Raw genomic sequence first — 15,057 nt, forward strand, 5'->3', positions numbered from 1 at the left:
TTTTGCTGCGCAGCGTCAGCCGGTTATTCTGCAGCCCTGCTTGATTTCCCGACACCAGCATCAACCCGCCTGACGAATCCGCGCAATCAGCGCATCCACATCGGCAATATGATCGGCAGCCAGAATCAGCGTGCGTCCTAGCGTGATACAGCTGCGAATACACTCGGTGCGCATGGTTTGATCTTCGATCTGTTTGAAGTCCGCAACGTGAGACATCCCCACCGTGCGGCGAATCAACTCAGTACCGCAATAACCCAAGGTATCGCGCCACACTCTGCGCAGGAAGGATTCGGCATAACCGGGATAAGCCAGCGCCACATCGCGGGTTTTCTCTTTCGCCAATTCCAGGAAGCGGCTGGCAAACTGATTGCACACTTCCTGTACATCGCTCAGACGACGTTCACGCCCTTCTGCTGCCTCACGCGGTGCCAGCAGGCCCGGCAGGCAGCAGTAATTAATCAGCAAATTGCCAATCGCGCTGCCAACGTCAAAACCAATCGGCCCAAAGTAACCGAACTCCGCATCAATCACTTTCAGGCTGCCATCGGCGACAAAGATCGAACCGCTGTGCACATCGCCATGCAGCAAGGCTTCCGCATCGGCGAAGAAGCGATGCTTGAGGCCGGCCACGGCGATTTTTAGCGCATCGTCGCAACGCAGGCTGACCACCAGCGATTCCAGCGCCGCAGGATATTTGTTGCGCTCATGATCGATAAACGGATCGTTGAAAAATAAATCTTCGGTGATTTCGCACATTTCCGGATTAATGAAACGCGCCACTTCGGCTTTTTTCTTATGCGGATGCAGGAAGAAATCGGAGGTATGGAACAGCGTCTGCGCCAGATACTCGCCGAGTTGGCGACCGGCCTGCGGGTAATAAGCGCCCTTCACCAGTTCGCTACGCCAGATACGATGGCTGGAGAGATCTTCCATCACCATCACCGCCAGTTCGGCATCGTAATGGGTGACATTGACGGTGTGCTGCGGACAGTGTTTGTAGTGCTCAATCAGCGTCTGCGCTTCAAGACGCGCGCGATCCAGCGTCAACGGCCAGGATTCGCCGACGCAGCGCACATACGGCAATGCCTGCTTCACCACCACACGGCTGCGGCCTTGATTATCGAAAATCTTAAACACCAGGTTAAGGTTGCCATCACCGATCTCTTCGGCGCGCACCAGCGCAGACGGATCGTCCACGCCGCCAAATTGTTTCGCATATTCCACAGCATCGGCAGCATTGAACGTACGGTATTGCGACATTGCCTGTTCCTCGATTATCAATAGTAATAAGCCGTTCAGACGTCTATACATCCGTTACGCATGTTGGCACAATAGCCAGCATTAACGCAACAGGGATTTCACACCATGCAAACACTTCGTACCACCAGCCTTGAGGTCCGCGATAATCAACTGTGGATCCTTGACCAGCAAGCGCTGCCACAGCAACAAAACTGGCTGCCTGCGCACAGTGTCGCGCAGTTGGTTGAACATATTCACGCCTTGCGCGTGCGCGGTGCGCCGCTGATTGGTCTATCAGCCAGTTTGCTGCTGGCGCTGCTGGGCGAGCAAGGCGCAACGCGCACGGAATTAGCGGCAGCGCTTGAGGTGCTGCGCGCGGCGCGCCCAACGGCAGTGAACCTGATGAATAATCTGGATCGCATGAAAGTGGCGTTGGCCGAAAGTGATTTCGTTGCAGCGCTGAGCAGCGAAGCGCTGCGTCTGGTGGCCGAAGATAAGCAACTGTGTGACAACATCGCGCGCGCGGGCAGCACGCTGGTGAAACCGGGCAGCCAATTGCTGACGCACTGCAATACAGGCGGGCTGGCGACTGCGGGCGTCGGCACGGCGCTCGGCGTCATCTCTTACGCTCATCAACAAGGCCTGGTGAAAAATGTCTGGGTGGATGAGACACGACCGCTGCTGCAAGGTGGTCGCTTAACCGCATGGGAGCTGGGTGAGCTAAACATTCCTTATCAGCTGATTACCGATTCGATGGCCGCCAGTTTAATGGCGCGCGGCGTGGTCGATGCTATTTGGGTTGGTGCGGATCGTATCGCGGCGAACGGTGATGTCGCCAACAAGATTGGCACTTATAGCCTGGCCGTGCTGGCGCACTATCACCGCATTCCGTTCTACGTCGCCGCACCGCACACCACACTGGATCGTCAATGCCCGAACGGCGATGCCATCCCTATTGAGCAGCGCGCCGCCAGCGAAGTGACCGGCGTATCAGGCAGCTTTGGTAGCGTGCAGTGGGCACCGCAGAATGCGGCGGTTTATAACCCGGCCTTTGATGTGACGCCAGCGGCGTTGATTAGCGGTTGGGTGCTGGATACTGGCGTGGTGACGCCTGAGCAGGTTCATGAGGGGATTTTTCAGCCGTAGGGTTGGGTGCGGGTTTTCCCTCACCCTAACCCTCTCCCACAACTGGGAGAGGGAACCGATCGAGCAAATCTGCACGTTTGGTTTTCTCCCTCGCCCGCTTGCGGGAGAGGGCCGGGGTGAGGGAAAAAATCACGCTAAGCGCGGATACGCATCGGCAATCTTGTCGCCGGTGAAATTCGCCACCCAGCCTTCCTGATTATCGAAAATACGGATCGCGGTAAAGTGCGGCTCAGAACCCATATCAAACCAGTGCGCTGTGCCAGCCGGCACCGAGATCAGATCATTCTTCTCACACAAAATCTGATACACCTCTCCATCCAGATGCAGGCAGAACAGCCCTGAACCTTCAACGAAGAAACGCACTTCATCTTCGCTGTGCGTGTGTTCATTGAGGAACCTGGTGCGCAGCACCTCTTTCTGTGGATTATCCGCTCGCATGCTCAGCACATCCCAGCTCTGATAACCCTTCTCGGCGACCAGACGATCAATCGCATGTTGATAGGCTTTGATCACCGTCTCTGCATCGGGATTCGCACCCAGATCGCGATCGGCTTCCCAGCGTTCAAAGCGCACGTTTTTCGCGTTGAGACGATCGCGAATCGCTTCGGCATCGGTGCTGTGCCACACCGGTTGATGGGCTTCGGTATCGGTAAAAATGGTCAATGCACTCATGTTAAATCGACTCCGGTTTAATCTGGGAAAAATCGGTGACCTGGTGATGACGACTGGCGTTATCCGCCTCGCCACGAATTAACTGCACGGTATGCCAGCCCGCATCCGCTGCTGCATCCAGCTCCTGATGAATATCCGACAGGAACAGCAATGACGCAGGCGCAAGGCCGATTTTTTCTGCGATATTGCGATACGATTGCGCTTCACGTTTCGCGCCGACGCCGGTATCAAAATAGCCGCTAAACAGCGAGGTTAAATCACCTTCATCGCTGTAGCCAAATAACAGTTTTTGCGCGGCGACCGATCCCGAGGAATAAACATACAGGCCAATCCCCTGCTGCTGCCAGCGCTCAAAAGCCGGCAGCACATCGGGGTAAAGGTGACCGGTGAACTGGCCTTCCACGTAGCCGGCGCGCCAAATCATGCCCTGCAAGGCTTTGAGGCCCGGCGATTTGCGATCCTCATCGATATAATTCGTGAGCGTGGTAATCAGCTCCTCCAGCGAGGCCTGAGGCGCACCAGACTCTTCACGCACGGCGTTGAGTGCAGCAGCGACGTTTTCATCCGCGTGATTTTCCCGCACATACGCTGCTAAATGCTGGCGCGCATAAGGGAATAACACCTGATGTACAAACTGGATATCGCTAGTGGTGCCTTCAATATCAGTAACAATGGCGCGAATCATTTGGCCTCCAGCAGGCGACGTTGCAGTTCACATTCAAACAGGAATTCCAAACCTTCCAGATGGCGACGCGCTTCGTTCACGTCCTTGCCCCAGCAGGTCAAACCGTGGCCGCGCAGCAGAAAACCATATTGCAGCGGCGTATCGGCGGCAAAAGCTTCGATGCGCTGCGCCAGTGCCGTAATGTCCTGATCGTTATCGAACAAGGGGATGGCAACGGTATTTAGATGCGTCTGCTGCCCAGCCAGGGTTTTCTGCATCTCATAGCCGCTGAGCAGCAATGCATCGCCCTTCTCCACCCGCGACAGCACCGTCGAGTTGACCGTATGCGTATGCAGCACCGCGCCCGCCTGCGGAAAAAGACGATAAATCAAAGTATGCAGGCCGGTTTCCGCCGATGGCGTGCGGCCCGATGGCACCGCGTTGGTGGCGATCTCAACCTGGATAAAATCATCACGTGTCAGGCTGCCTTTATCTTTGCCGGACGCACTCAGCAGACAATACTCCGCATCCTGCCGCACCGACATATTACCGCCGGTTGCGGGTGCCCAGCCTTTGACACCAATCCAGTGGCAGGCGGCCACTAAATGTTCCAGTGGAAGAAAATCCGTCATAGCGATATACAGGCTCCGCAGGTTAGTTTAGACGTCTAAGCGTCTCGATTGCCAAATGTTAACATCCTGTTTATAGTGGCAGCAACACAGGGTTTCTCCGCAACGACATTCGCGCTTAAGGCCACAAAACAATGACGCAGCACAACCTGATCCCCGAGAGCAAATTACCGGCGCTCGGCACCACCATCTTTACGCAAATGAGCGCGTTAGCGCAGCAGCACAACGCCATCAACCTTTCGCAAGGCTTCCCCGATTTTGACGGTCCGCGCTATTTGCAGCAGCGCCTGGCGCATCACGTCAGCGAGGGCGCCAACCAATATGCACCGATGATCGGCGTACTGCCACTGCGTGAAGCGATTGTTGAGAAAACCGCTGCGCTTTACGGCCACACGCCTGACGTCAACAGCGACATCACCATCACCGCAGGCGCGACCGAAGCGCTCTACGCCGCAATTACCGCATTGGTGAGTGCCGGTGACGAAGTGATCTGCTTCGACCCAAGCTACGACAGCTACGCGCCAGCCGTGCAACTGGCTGGCGGCGTGTTGAAACGCATCGCCCTGCAGCCACCGGGTTTCCGCGTTGACTGGCGCGAATTCCGCAGCCTGCTGAGCAGCAAAACCCGCTTAGTGATTCTCAATACGCCGCACAATCCGTCCGCCACCGTGTGGCGCAAAAGCGATTATGCCGAACTGTGGCAGGCGATTGCTGAGCAGGAAATCTACGTGCTGAGCGACGAAGTGTATGAGCACATCTGTTTCGCCGAAGAGGGCCACGCCAGCGTGTTGGCGCATGCTGAACTGCGTCAGCGTTCGATTGCGGTATCGTCATTTGGCAAGACCTTCCACATGACCGGCTGGAAAGTGGGTTACTGCATCGCACCGGCAGCGATCAGCGCTGAGATCCGCAAAGTGCATCAATATCTGACCTTCTCGGTCAATACGCCGGCGCAATTAGCGATTGCCGATATGCTGCGTCAGGAGCCAGAACACTACCGTGAATTACCGGAATTCTACCGGGCGCGCCGCGATCGCTTTATTCAGAAGCTCTCCGCCAGCCGTTTCAAAGTGCTGGCGTGTGAAGGCACTTACTTCCTGCTGGTCGATTACAGCGCGATTTCCGATCTGGATGACGTGAGCTTCTGCCAGCTGCTGACCAAAGAAGTCGGCGTGGCGGCGATTCCGCTGTCGGTGTTCTGCGCCGAACCCTTCCCGCACAAGCTGATTCGCCTGTGCTTTGCCAAACAGGAAGCGACGCTCGACGCCGCTGCGGAGCGCTTATGTCAGCTTTGAAAATTACCGTTCTTCAGGAAACCCTGAGCTGGATGGATGGCGCAGCCAACCTGCGTCATTTCGATGGCGTGCTAAAAGGCATTGAAGGCCGCGACATCATTCTGCTGCCGGAGATGTTCACCACCGGTTTTGCTATGGAAGCCGCCGAAAGTTCGCTGCCGCAGAGTGAAGTCGTGGCGTGGCTGCACGCGCACGCGCAAACCAGCAACGCGCTCGTCGGCGGCAGTGCGGCAATCCAGACGGAAAAAGGCGCGGTGAACCGCTTCTTGCTGGTCGAGCCGAACGGCACCCTGCATCAGTACGACAAGCGTCATTTGTTCCGCATGGCCAATGAGCATCAGCACTATGTGGCGGGCGAAAGGCGTGAAGTGTTTGAGTGGCGCGGCTGGCGTATTCTGCCGCAAATTTGCTACGACCTGCGCTTCCCGGTGTTTTCGCGTAATCACAACGACTACGATCTGGCGCTGTATGTCGCCAACTGGCCGGCTCCGCGTGCGCTGCACTGGCAGTCGCTGCTGTTAGCCCGTGCGATTGAAAATCAGGCTTACGTTGCCGGTTGCAACCGCGTCGGCAGCGATGGCAATCAACATCAATACAGTGGTGACAGTCGAATCATTTCACCGCTGGGTGAGATTCTGGTAAGCGGTGAGCCTTTTGCGCGTGCGCGTCTTGATGCGGAGTTGTCTCTTGAAGAGCTGCAAGCCTACCGTGAACGCTTCCCAGCGTGGCGCGATGCGGATGGTTATACGCTGAAGTAACCTCTTTGCCGCGTGGACGCTGCGCGGCACATTTTCCCCTCTCTTAAAAACCCGCTAAAATTTTGTTTCCTGCTTGGAAACATGGCATTGTTGCGCTACCATGTTTCCAAGCAGGAACATGTCGAGGGAATGATGCACGTTATCTCAAGGAAAGTGTTCACAGAAGCGACACGGAGATTTCCAAATGATGCAGCAGCATTGGATGCCACTTACAGAACCTTAAATGGCAACGATTTTGCCGATCCAGATGCGCTCAGAGCCTATTTTCCAAGTCTTGACCGAATGAAATACCGGGCGAAATGGTGGGTGATTAATGTAGGTGGAAATAATCTCAGAGTGATGTTTTTTGCTGATTTTATAGCCCAACGAATCTTCATTAAACATGTTGTAACGCATGCCGAGTATGACAAATGGGTAAAGCATTATCGGGAGAAAAAAGAATGATCGCCGAAGCCATCAATGCCAGCAACAATTTGATTAAAGTCGTCCCGTTGCTGGGCGGAAGTAACTCGAAAGCTGATTATGAACAGGCGTTAGAACTGGTGGAGTATCTGATTGAACATCAACCTGATCAGCCGCTGATTGAAATGCTCACCGATAAAGTGGCGAAATATGAAGATAGTGCACCGGAGTTTGCTGCGTTCAACGCGCGTATCACCGCATTGCCTGGTGGTGTAGCGTTACTGCGAGTGTTAATGGATCAACACAACCTCAACCAGTCATCCTTTGTGAATGAAATTGGTCAGCGTTCTTATGTGAACCGAATTTTGAAAGGAGAACGTTCGTTGACAGACAAACACAAAGCCGCGCTGGCTAAACGCTTTAACCTGCCCTTCGAAGCATTTCGCGAAGATTAAAAGTTTAAGCCGCAGCAGAGAGTCCGCTGCGGCTTTTTAAGATTACAGCTCGAAGCGATCCAGATTCATCACTTTGGTCCATGCGGCGACGAAGTCGGTGACGAACTTCTGCTTCGCATCGCTGCTGGCGTAAACTTCGGCCAGCGCACGCAGGATAGCGTTCGATCCAAACACTAAGTCGGCACGTGTGGCGCTGAACTTAACTTCGCCATTCAGACGATCGCGACCCACAAACAGCTCTTCGCTCTCGTCAGTGGCTTTCCACGCGGTGCGCATGTCGAGCAGATTGACGAAGAAGTCATTGCTCAGCACGCCAATGCGATCGGTGAACACGCCGTGCTGGCCGCCGTCAAAGTTAGTGCCGAGAACACGCAGACCACCTATCAGCACCGTCAATTCTGGCGCGCTCAGCGTCAGCTGTTGCGCTTTGTCTAACAGCAGCGTTTCGGTTGACGAACCTTTCGGGCTGCGACGATAGTTGCGGAAACCATCGGCCAGCGGTTGCAGGAAGTTGAACGACTCAACGTCGGTCTGATCCTGACGCGCATCCACACGGCCCGGCGTAAACGGCACTTGCGTTGCCACGCCAGCGGCTGAAGCGGCCAGTTCGATACCCACGCTACCCGCCAGCACAATCACATCGGCCAGCGACGCTTTGCCTGATTCCTGCTGAATTTTCTGCAAGGTTGGCAGCACATCGTTGATTACGCTGGCATTCACCGCCCAATCTTTTTGTGGCGCTAACGCCAGACGCGCGCCGTTGGCACCGCCACGTTTGTCGCCGCCACGGAAGGTTGAGGCTGAAGCCCAGGCCACTGAAACCAGCTGGCTGACGCTCAGACCTGAAGCAGCAATGCGTGCTTTGATCTCGCTGATATCAGCCGGCGTTGGCTGATGAATCGCCTGCGGTAACGGATCCTGCCACAGCAGATCTTCCTTCGGCACTTCCGGACCGATGTAACGCGCTTTTGGTCCCATATCGCGGTGCGTCAGTTTGAACCAGGCGCGGGCAAAGGCTTCATTGAACGCCTGCGGATCGTTGAGGAAGCGGCGCGAAATCTTGCCAAACTCTTCGTCAAAACGCAGCGTCAGATCGGTAACCAGCATGGTGGGTTTACGTTTTTTCTCCGGATCAAATGGATCCGGGATAATCGCTTCGGCATCAACCGCTTCGAACTGGATCGCGCCCGCCGGGCTGTGCGTCTGTACCCACTCGTATTTGAACAGGTTCTCGAAGAAGTAGTTGCTCCACTGCGTTGGGGTTTGCGTCCACACCACTTCCAGACCCGACGTGATGGCATCTTTACCCACGCCGCTGCCGTAGCTGCTGGTCCAGCCAAGGCCCTGCGCTTCAATCGGTGACTCTTCCGGATCCACGCCGACATGGCTGGCTTCTGCCGCGCCGTGGGTTTTACCCAAGGTATGGCCGCCAGCAATCAGCGCCACGATCTCTTCATCGTTCATGCCCATGTTGCCGAAGGTGGCACGAATCGCTGGCGCCGCTGATTTCGGATCGCCGCTGGCTTCCGGACCTTCCGGGTTGACGTAAATCAGGCCCATTTCGGTGGCACCCAACGGTGCATTGGCGAGCGCTTCTGGATGGCGATGCGCCAGCCATTCGGTTTCGTGGCCCCAGTCCACATCCATATCCGGTTCCCACACGTCTTCACGACCGGCACCAAAGCCGAAGGTGCGGAAGCCGGCGTTTTCCAGCGAGACGTTACCCGCCAGGATATAGAGATCAGCCCAGGAAATTTTCTGACCGTACTTCTGCTTCACCGGCCACAGCAGGCGACGCGCTTTATCGAGGCTGACATTATCCGGCCATGAGTTCAGCGGCGCAAAACGCTGCTGACCGCGACCTGAACCGCCACGACCATCAATGGTGCGATAAGTACCCGCGCTGTGCCACGCCATGCGAATGAACAGCCCAATATAGCTGCCCCAGTCGGCTGGCCACCAGGATTGCGAATCGGTGAGAAGTGCGCGGATATCGGCTTTTAATGCGGAGTAATCCAGCTTGCTGAATTCGTCGCGGTAGTTGAAGTTGTCACTGAGCGGGTTGGAACGGTTGGAATGTTGGTTTAACAGATCGACGCGTAACATATTGGGCCACCAATCGCGGTTGGATGTCCCGCCACCGGCGCCACGCGCCAGTACACTTTTCTCTTCAGACGCCCCGTGATGAAAGGGGCACTTGCCTGCGGCTGCTGCATTATCGTTATTGTCGTGCGTGCTCATGTTTATCGGCTCCATTGGCTTCATATTGCTTTCTATTATGCGACTAAGATTAGCCGCACTTTCGCCAGGAATATATTTGGATGAACCGAAGGTTTTGATAGTTGCTGGCTTTCAAGCGCAGCGCGTGATGCGCTTCGCAAAAACAGGTCGCCATGAATGGCGACCCTACAATCAGCTGCCGCGATAGGTTGACCATGACCACGGCGAGATGAGAAATGGCAGATGATAATGGCTGCCTGTGGCACCAATCACGAAATCGATTTGCGCGCTCACGTAAAGCGCATCGCGCCCTTCGGCAGCAAAATAGTCGCCGATCTCTGCCGTCAAACGGTAATGCCCCGGCGCCAGCGGTTCGGGCGTCAGATCTTTGATGCGTCCGTCGCTGTCGGTTTTGCCTTCCACCAGCGGCAGCCAGCCTTCTGGGCTGTTTTGCTCGAGCGAAACCGCCACGCCAATCGCCGGTTTGCCCAGCGCGGTATCGAGAATATGCGTCGTAATGGTGCTCATGTGATGCTCTCCTTCAGCCGCAACAGGGTAATTTCTCGCAGCTGCGCCAGCGCTTCACGCTGTTCACTCGCTGCATCGTTGTTAAGCCGACGCTGCAATTCCGCCAGCATCTCTTCGCCGCTGCGCCCTTTGGCGCGAATCAGAAACACCCGGCCAAACCGCTGCTCATAGGTTTGATTACCCGCCAGCATCGCCAATTGCAACGCGCCGTCCGCCTGCTGCATCGCCGACTGCTCACTGCGCGACAGCGTGGCCTCTTTGTCCGCGCCCGCCACTTTGTCGCCAATGCGCGGATGGGCACTCAGCGCCTGCTCAAGCTCAGCGGCTTGCCACCGCTGCGCCAGGCGATCGGCTTCGGCCTGTAACGCCGCAACGTCGGCATAGGGTCGCGCCGCCACCAGCGCCTGTTGCCAGCCAGGAATCGCTACGCAGTGGGCAATCGCCGCCTGCGCGGCTTCGGGTGACAACTGATTAAAACTGACCAAATCCATCTTTATTCCTTAGCGCGTGCAATGTCGCAAACCGCCTGCAGATAGGCCTGGACGCCCAGCGCCACATCATCTGTTTGTACCGATTCCGCCGGATGATGGCTAATGCCGCGATGGTTACGCACAAACAGCATGCCAACCGGCCAGCGCTCGGCGATGGCAATCGCATCGTGTCCCGCGCCGCTTGGCAGCGACAGGCTGCGCCCTTGCACGGTTTCCACCGCGTGGCTCAGCGCCTGCTGCAAGCGCGCATCACAAGCGGTGGCGGCAATCTGGTAATACACGTTGGAACTGAAGGTTAAGCCGCGACGCAGCGCAATCGCCTGCGCCTGCGTCAGCAGCGTGGAGAGCAAACGCTCCAGCGGCTCATCCTGCGGACCGCGCACGTCGAGCGACAGCTGCACTTCGCCAGGGATCACGTTGACCGCGCCCGGCAAGCAGCTCAGCGTGCCGACGGTCGCCACCAGCTGCGGATCGTGCTCCTGCGTGGTGTGTTCAATAAACACCATCCACTCGGCGGCGGCGGCCAGCGCATCTTTGCGATGCGTCATTGGCACGGTGCCCGCATGGCCGGCTTCACCGATAAAACTGCAATTCAGACGACGCGCGCCGTTGATCGCTGTCACCACACCCAACGCCAAATCTTCCTGCTCAAGGCACGGACCTTGCTCGATATGCAGTTCCAGATAGGCGGCGATCTCATTGACATCACGCGCCGCATCGAGGATTTTCGCCGCATCGAAACCGACATCCTGCATCGCTTCCGCCACCGTGATGCCGTTACCATCCGGATGCGTCACCCAGCTTTCCGGCCAGCTGCCGGTCAAGCCACGGCTGCCGAGCAGCGTAATGCCGAAGCGCGTGCCCTCTTCGTCGCCGAAGCCGACAATCTCAATCGCCAGCGGCAAACGCTGCTGCCGATCGTGCAGCCACTGCACGGTTTCGATGGCGCTTAACACGCCGAGCATGCCGTCGTAGCGACCGGCGTTACGCACCGTATCCAGATGCGAACCAAGCAGCAGCGCCTGCGCGCCCGCCTGCGCCGCTTCGTAGCGACCGCAAATGTTGCCCACCGCATCCTGCCAGGTCGTCATGCCCGCGGCCTGCATCCATTCGCCGACGCGCGCGTTAGCACGCAGCTGTTCCGGCGACAGATAAACACGCGTCAGGCCATCTTCGCTTTCGCTGATCTCAGCCAGCGCATCACAGCGCGCCATGACGCGAGCGGCGGCGATCTGCGCCTCGCTGGCGGTCATCAGGCTTTTATTCATGCGCGGCTCCCGTAAAGATCCCACGCCGCCTGCATCGCTGCGCCTTGCGTGGTGCGGAAACCAACATGATTCAGCACCGCTTCAAGCGCGCTTAACGTCATCATCACGCAATCTTTACGCGCGTTATAACCCATGGTGCCAATGCGCCACACTTTGCCGTGCAACGGACCAAACGAAGTACCGATCTCGATACCGAAATCTTCCAGCACCAGTTTGCGCACCTGATCGCCATTCACGCCCTGCGGGATCACCACGCCGAGCACGTTATTCATTTTGTGTTGCAGATCGCCGAAGGTTTCGAGGCCCATGCCCTGAATGCCTTTCAGCAGTGCATCGCCGTGCAGCTTGTGGCGCGCAATACCGTTATCTAATCCTTCCTGCATCATCAGACGCGCACATTCACGCGCGCCAAACAGCGCGGTGGTGGCTTCGGTGTGGTGATTGAGGCGCTCCGGGCCCCAGTAATCCATGATCATGCCGAGATCGAAATAGTTGGAGTAGATCATCTCGTCATCGCCATCCTGATGATCGGCGGTGCGGATGCCCTCTTCCACGCATTTACGTTTGCGGATTACCGCTTCCATCTGCGGGCTCAGCGTGATTGGCGAGGTGCCGGACGGCCCGCCGAGGCACTTCTGCATGCCAGCCGATACCGCATCCAGGCCCCATGCATCGGTTTCCAGCGCATTACCGCCGAGTGATGCGGTGGCATCGGTGTAAAACAGCACGCCATATTTCTGGCAGATCGCGCCCAGCTCTTCCAGCGGCTGCAGCATAGTGGTCGAGGTATCGCCCTGCACCGTCAGCAGCAGACGCGGCTGTACTTTTTTGATCGCATCTTCGATTTGATCCGGCGTAAACACTTCGCCCCACGGCACTTCGATGGTGTGCACTTCCGCGCGGCAGCGGCGGGCGATTTCACACAGCAAATGACCGAAACGGCCAAACACTGGCACCAGCACTTTGTCGCCCGGACGGATCGCCGACAGCAGGATCGCTTCGATACCGGCGCGTGAAGTGCCGTCGATCAGCATGGTCCAGCGGTTTTCAGTGCGGAATACGCCACGGTACAGCGCCATCACTTCGTTCATGTAGTGTGTCATCGCCGGATCGTACTGGCCAATCAGCTGGCTCGACATGGCGCGCAGCACGCGCGGATCGGCGTTGATTGGGCCCGGTCCCATCAGCAGACGCTGTGGCGGATTGATTTGCGAAAATTGGCTGATATCCATGTTGTATTCCTTAAAGAAAACTTAGAGGCGGACCGTGGAGATAAATTGCTTCAGCTCCGCGGTTTGCGGATTGGCGAACAGCGTTTTGCTGTCGCCCTGCTCCCAGACGCGCCCCTGATGCATAAAGACCACGCGATCGCCCACGTCGCGGGCGAAGTTCATTTCATGGGTGACGAGAATCAGCGTCATGCCTTCGGCGGCCAGCTGCTCCAGCACTTTCAGCACTTCGCCGACCAGCTCGGGATCGAGCGCGGAGGTGATCTCATCACAGAGTAAAACTTTGGGCTGCATCGCCAGCGCACGGGCGATCGCCACGCGCTGCTGTTGACCGCCAGACAGATTGGCCGGGTAGTAATTGATGCGCTCACCAAGGCCGACTTTTTCCAGCATCTGCGTCGCCAGTTCACGGCATTCGGCTTCGCTTTTCTTCAGTACGCGGCGCGGTGCCAGCATCACGTTTTCCAGCGCCGTCATGTGCGGGAACAGATTGAAGTTCTGGAACACCATGCCGACCGAACGGCTGATTTCACGCGCCTGCGATTCGCGGTCGGTAATCGTCATGCCGCCGAGTTTGATGCTGCCTTCCTGATAGCCTTCCAGCCCGTTCATGCAGCGCAGCAAGGTACTTTTGCCCGATCCGCTGCGGCCGATAATCGAGATCACTTCGCCGTGATCGACATCGAGATCGACACCTTTCAAGACGTGGTTGTCGCCGTAGTACTTCTGTACCTGATTAATGGTGATGAGCGGCATTGAATTTTTTCTCCAGGTACTGGCTGTAACGCGACAGCGGATAACACATCAGGAAGTAACCGAGCGCCACCAGGCCAAACACCTTGAACGGCTCATACGTCACGTTATTCAAAATGGTGCCGGCTTTGGTGAGCTCGACGAAACCGATAATCGAAGCCAGCGCGGTGCCTTTAATCACCTGCACGGCAAACCCAACCGTCGGCGCGATCGCGATGCGAATCGCCTGCGGCGCCACCACGCGAAACAGCGTTTGACCAAAGGTCAGGCCGAGACAGCGCGATGCTTCCCACTGCCCTTTTGGCAGGGCGCGAATACTGCCGTACCAGATATCCACCAGAAACGCGCTGGTGTAGAGCGTTAAGGCCAGCGAGGCGGCGGTCCATGGCGCCACATCGATGCCGAACAAGCCGACGCCGAAGAAGGCGAGGAACAGCTGCATCAGCAGCGGCGTGCCCTGAAACAGCTCGGTGTACGCGCGCACCAGGCGCATCGGCCATTTACGTTTCAGCAGGCGCATAAACAGCAGCGGTAGAGTCACCAGCGTGCCGCCAAAAAATGCCACCAGCGAGAGTAAAATTGTCCAGCGCGCTGCCAGCAGCAGGTTGCGCAGGATGTCCCAGTCGGTAAATTGCGTCATCATGCCGGCTGCGCTCCCAACCATTTACGTCCCAGCGCCAGCAGCAGTTGGCGCATGGCAATCGACAACGCCAAATAGATCAGCGTGGTCACGAAATAGACTTCAAAACTCAAAAAGGTGCGCGACTGGATCAGGTTGGCGGCAAAGGTCAACTCTTCGTACGACACCTGCGACACCACCGATGAACCCAGCATCACAATGATGCATTGGCTAACCAGCGCCGGATAAATCCGCTGCAGCGACGGCGGCAGCACCACGCGGATAAAGGTTTGCGTGCGGGTTAATCCCAGCACGCGCCCCGCTTCCCACTGGCCGCGCGGCGTCACCTGAATCCCGGCGCGAATAATTTCGGTGCTGTACGCGCCAAGGTTAATCAACATCGCCAGCAGCGCGGCTTCGCCCGCCGTCAGTTTCAGACCGAGATTGGGCAAACCAAAGACGATAAAAAACAGCTGCACCACAAACGGCGTATTACGGATCAATTCGACATACAGGCCCCAGATGCGGCTCGCCCAACTCGGTTTACCGCTGCGCAGCGCCGCGCCGAGAATCCCGAGGCTGACGCCGCCCACGGTGGCGAGCACGGTGATCTGAATCGTGACCCACAATCCGGCCAGCAACTCTGGCCAGTGCGGCCAGAGATCGGCAAAGTTAAGTTGCGCCATGCT

The 15,057-nt window shown here is 57.1% G+C and carries 17 protein-coding genes; 5 read left to right on the plus strand and 12 right to left on the minus strand.

Translation table 11 applies throughout. The annotated features are described in order from the left end of the window. Window positions 1–60 precede the first annotated feature (60 nt). Window positions 61–1,260: an S-methyl-5-thioribose kinase gene (gene mtnK / locus RTM06_RS15740; protein WP_312183429.1), complete on the minus strand. Its 1,200-nt coding sequence runs from the start codon at window positions 1,258–1,260 to the stop codon at window positions 61–63. Between the two features lie 105 nt (window positions 1,261–1,365). Here mtnK and mtnA point away from each other — a divergent pair, with 105 nt between their 5' ends. Further along, window positions 1,366–2,385 carry an S-methyl-5-thioribose-1-phosphate isomerase gene (mtnA, locus tag RTM06_RS15745; RefSeq protein WP_312183431.1) on the plus strand — a complete coding sequence of 340 codons (1,020 nt, stop codon included), beginning with the start codon at window positions 1,366–1,368 and terminating at the stop codon, window positions 2,383–2,385. 129 nt (window positions 2,386–2,514) lie between these two features. On the opposite strand, the gene RTM06_RS15750 is transcribed toward mtnA, so the two are convergent. From RTM06_RS15750 to RTM06_RS15760, 3 genes are read right to left on the minus strand one after another with little or no spacing between them, the layout of a single operon-like run. Next, window positions 2,515–3,057, minus strand: coding sequence for a 1,2-dihydroxy-3-keto-5-methylthiopentene dioxygenase (locus tag RTM06_RS15750; protein ID WP_256695700.1), 543 nt, complete (start codon window positions 3,055–3,057; stop codon window positions 2,515–2,517). A 1-nt stretch (window position 3,058) separates the two neighbouring features. Next, complete coding sequence (mtnC, locus tag RTM06_RS15755; RefSeq protein ID WP_293793525.1) at window positions 3,059–3,742, minus strand: acireductone synthase; 684 nt, start codon at window positions 3,740–3,742, stop codon at window positions 3,059–3,061. Continuing rightward, a complete protein-coding gene (locus RTM06_RS15760; RefSeq protein ID WP_312183435.1) occupies window positions 3,739–4,353 on the minus strand; it encodes a methylthioribulose 1-phosphate dehydratase in 615 nt (204 codons plus the stop codon). The genes mtnC and RTM06_RS15760 overlap by 4 nt, the downstream gene beginning before the upstream one ends. A 131-nt stretch (window positions 4,354–4,484) precedes the next feature. Between RTM06_RS15760 and RTM06_RS15765 the strand changes: the two genes are divergently transcribed. The 4 genes from RTM06_RS15765 to RTM06_RS15780 all read left to right on the plus strand — a co-directional run bounded on the left by RTM06_RS15765 (window position 4,485) and on the right by RTM06_RS15780 (window position 7,260). Further along, on the plus strand, window positions 4,485–5,645 hold the full coding sequence (locus RTM06_RS15765) for a pyridoxal phosphate-dependent aminotransferase (protein WP_312183437.1): 1,161 nt from the start codon (window positions 4,485–4,487) through the stop codon (window positions 5,643–5,645). Next, window positions 5,633–6,403: an amidohydrolase gene (locus RTM06_RS15770; RefSeq protein WP_312183439.1), complete on the plus strand. Its 771-nt coding sequence runs from the start codon at window positions 5,633–5,635 to the stop codon at window positions 6,401–6,403. The genes RTM06_RS15765 and RTM06_RS15770 overlap by 13 nt, the downstream gene beginning before the upstream one ends. 132 nt (window positions 6,404–6,535) lie before the next feature. Next, window positions 6,536–6,847, plus strand: coding sequence for a type II toxin-antitoxin system HigB family toxin (locus RTM06_RS15775; protein WP_256698373.1), 312 nt, complete (start codon window positions 6,536–6,538; stop codon window positions 6,845–6,847). Continuing rightward, window positions 6,844–7,260 carry a transcriptional regulator gene (locus tag RTM06_RS15780; RefSeq protein WP_312183441.1) on the plus strand — a complete coding sequence of 139 codons (417 nt, stop codon included), beginning with the start codon at window positions 6,844–6,846 and terminating at the stop codon, window positions 7,258–7,260. Before RTM06_RS15775 ends, RTM06_RS15780 begins: the two co-directional genes overlap by 4 nt. 42 nt (window positions 7,261–7,302) lie before the next feature. Here RTM06_RS15780 and katG read toward each other — a convergent pair whose 3' ends face one another. The 8 genes from katG to RTM06_RS15820 all read right to left on the minus strand — a co-directional run bounded on the left by katG (window position 7,303) and on the right by RTM06_RS15820 (window position 15,054). Next, window positions 7,303–9,501 carry a catalase/peroxidase HPI gene (katG, locus tag RTM06_RS15785; RefSeq protein WP_312183443.1) on the minus strand — a complete coding sequence of 733 codons (2,199 nt, stop codon included), beginning with the start codon at window positions 9,499–9,501 and terminating at the stop codon, window positions 7,303–7,305. 171 nt (window positions 9,502–9,672) lie between these two features. Beyond that, complete coding sequence (gene uraH, locus RTM06_RS15790; RefSeq protein ID WP_008105232.1) at window positions 9,673–10,008, minus strand: hydroxyisourate hydrolase; 336 nt, start codon at window positions 10,006–10,008, stop codon at window positions 9,673–9,675. Continuing rightward, complete coding sequence (gene uraD, locus RTM06_RS15795; protein WP_312183446.1) at window positions 10,005–10,499, minus strand: 2-oxo-4-hydroxy-4-carboxy-5-ureidoimidazoline decarboxylase; 495 nt, start codon at window positions 10,497–10,499, stop codon at window positions 10,005–10,007. Before uraD ends, uraH begins: the two co-directional genes overlap by 4 nt. A 2-nt stretch (window positions 10,500–10,501) precedes the next feature. Further along, window positions 10,502–11,767 carry an allantoate amidohydrolase gene (gene hpxK / locus RTM06_RS15800; protein ID WP_312183448.1) on the minus strand — a complete coding sequence of 422 codons (1,266 nt, stop codon included), beginning with the start codon at window positions 11,765–11,767 and terminating at the stop codon, window positions 10,502–10,504. After that, window positions 11,764–12,999 (minus strand): pyridoxal-phosphate-dependent aminotransferase family protein, encoded by a 1,236-nt coding sequence (locus RTM06_RS15805; RefSeq protein WP_061723594.1) that lies wholly within the window; start codon window positions 12,997–12,999, stop codon window positions 11,764–11,766. Before RTM06_RS15805 ends, hpxK begins: the two co-directional genes overlap by 4 nt. Window positions 13,000–13,020: 21 nt before the next feature. Further along, the gene (locus RTM06_RS15810) at window positions 13,021–13,752 is read right to left on the minus strand and encodes an amino acid ABC transporter ATP-binding protein (protein WP_007887180.1); all 732 of its coding nucleotides are present in this window, start codon (window positions 13,750–13,752) and stop codon (window positions 13,021–13,023) included. Next, a complete protein-coding gene (locus tag RTM06_RS15815) occupies window positions 13,733–14,389 on the minus strand; it encodes an amino acid ABC transporter permease (protein WP_097097590.1) in 657 nt (218 codons plus the stop codon). Before RTM06_RS15815 ends, RTM06_RS15810 begins: the two co-directional genes overlap by 20 nt. After that, window positions 14,389–15,054, minus strand: coding sequence for an amino acid ABC transporter permease (locus tag RTM06_RS15820; protein ID WP_061717544.1), 666 nt, complete (start codon window positions 15,052–15,054; stop codon window positions 14,389–14,391). The genes RTM06_RS15815 and RTM06_RS15820 overlap by 1 nt, the downstream gene beginning before the upstream one ends. Window positions 15,055–15,057 lie beyond the last annotated feature (3 nt).

The sequence above is a fragment of the Pantoea sp. CTOTU46764 genome, assembly GCF_031974595.1.
GTDB lineage: Bacteria > Pseudomonadota > Gammaproteobacteria > Enterobacterales > Enterobacteriaceae > Pantoea > Pantoea trifolii.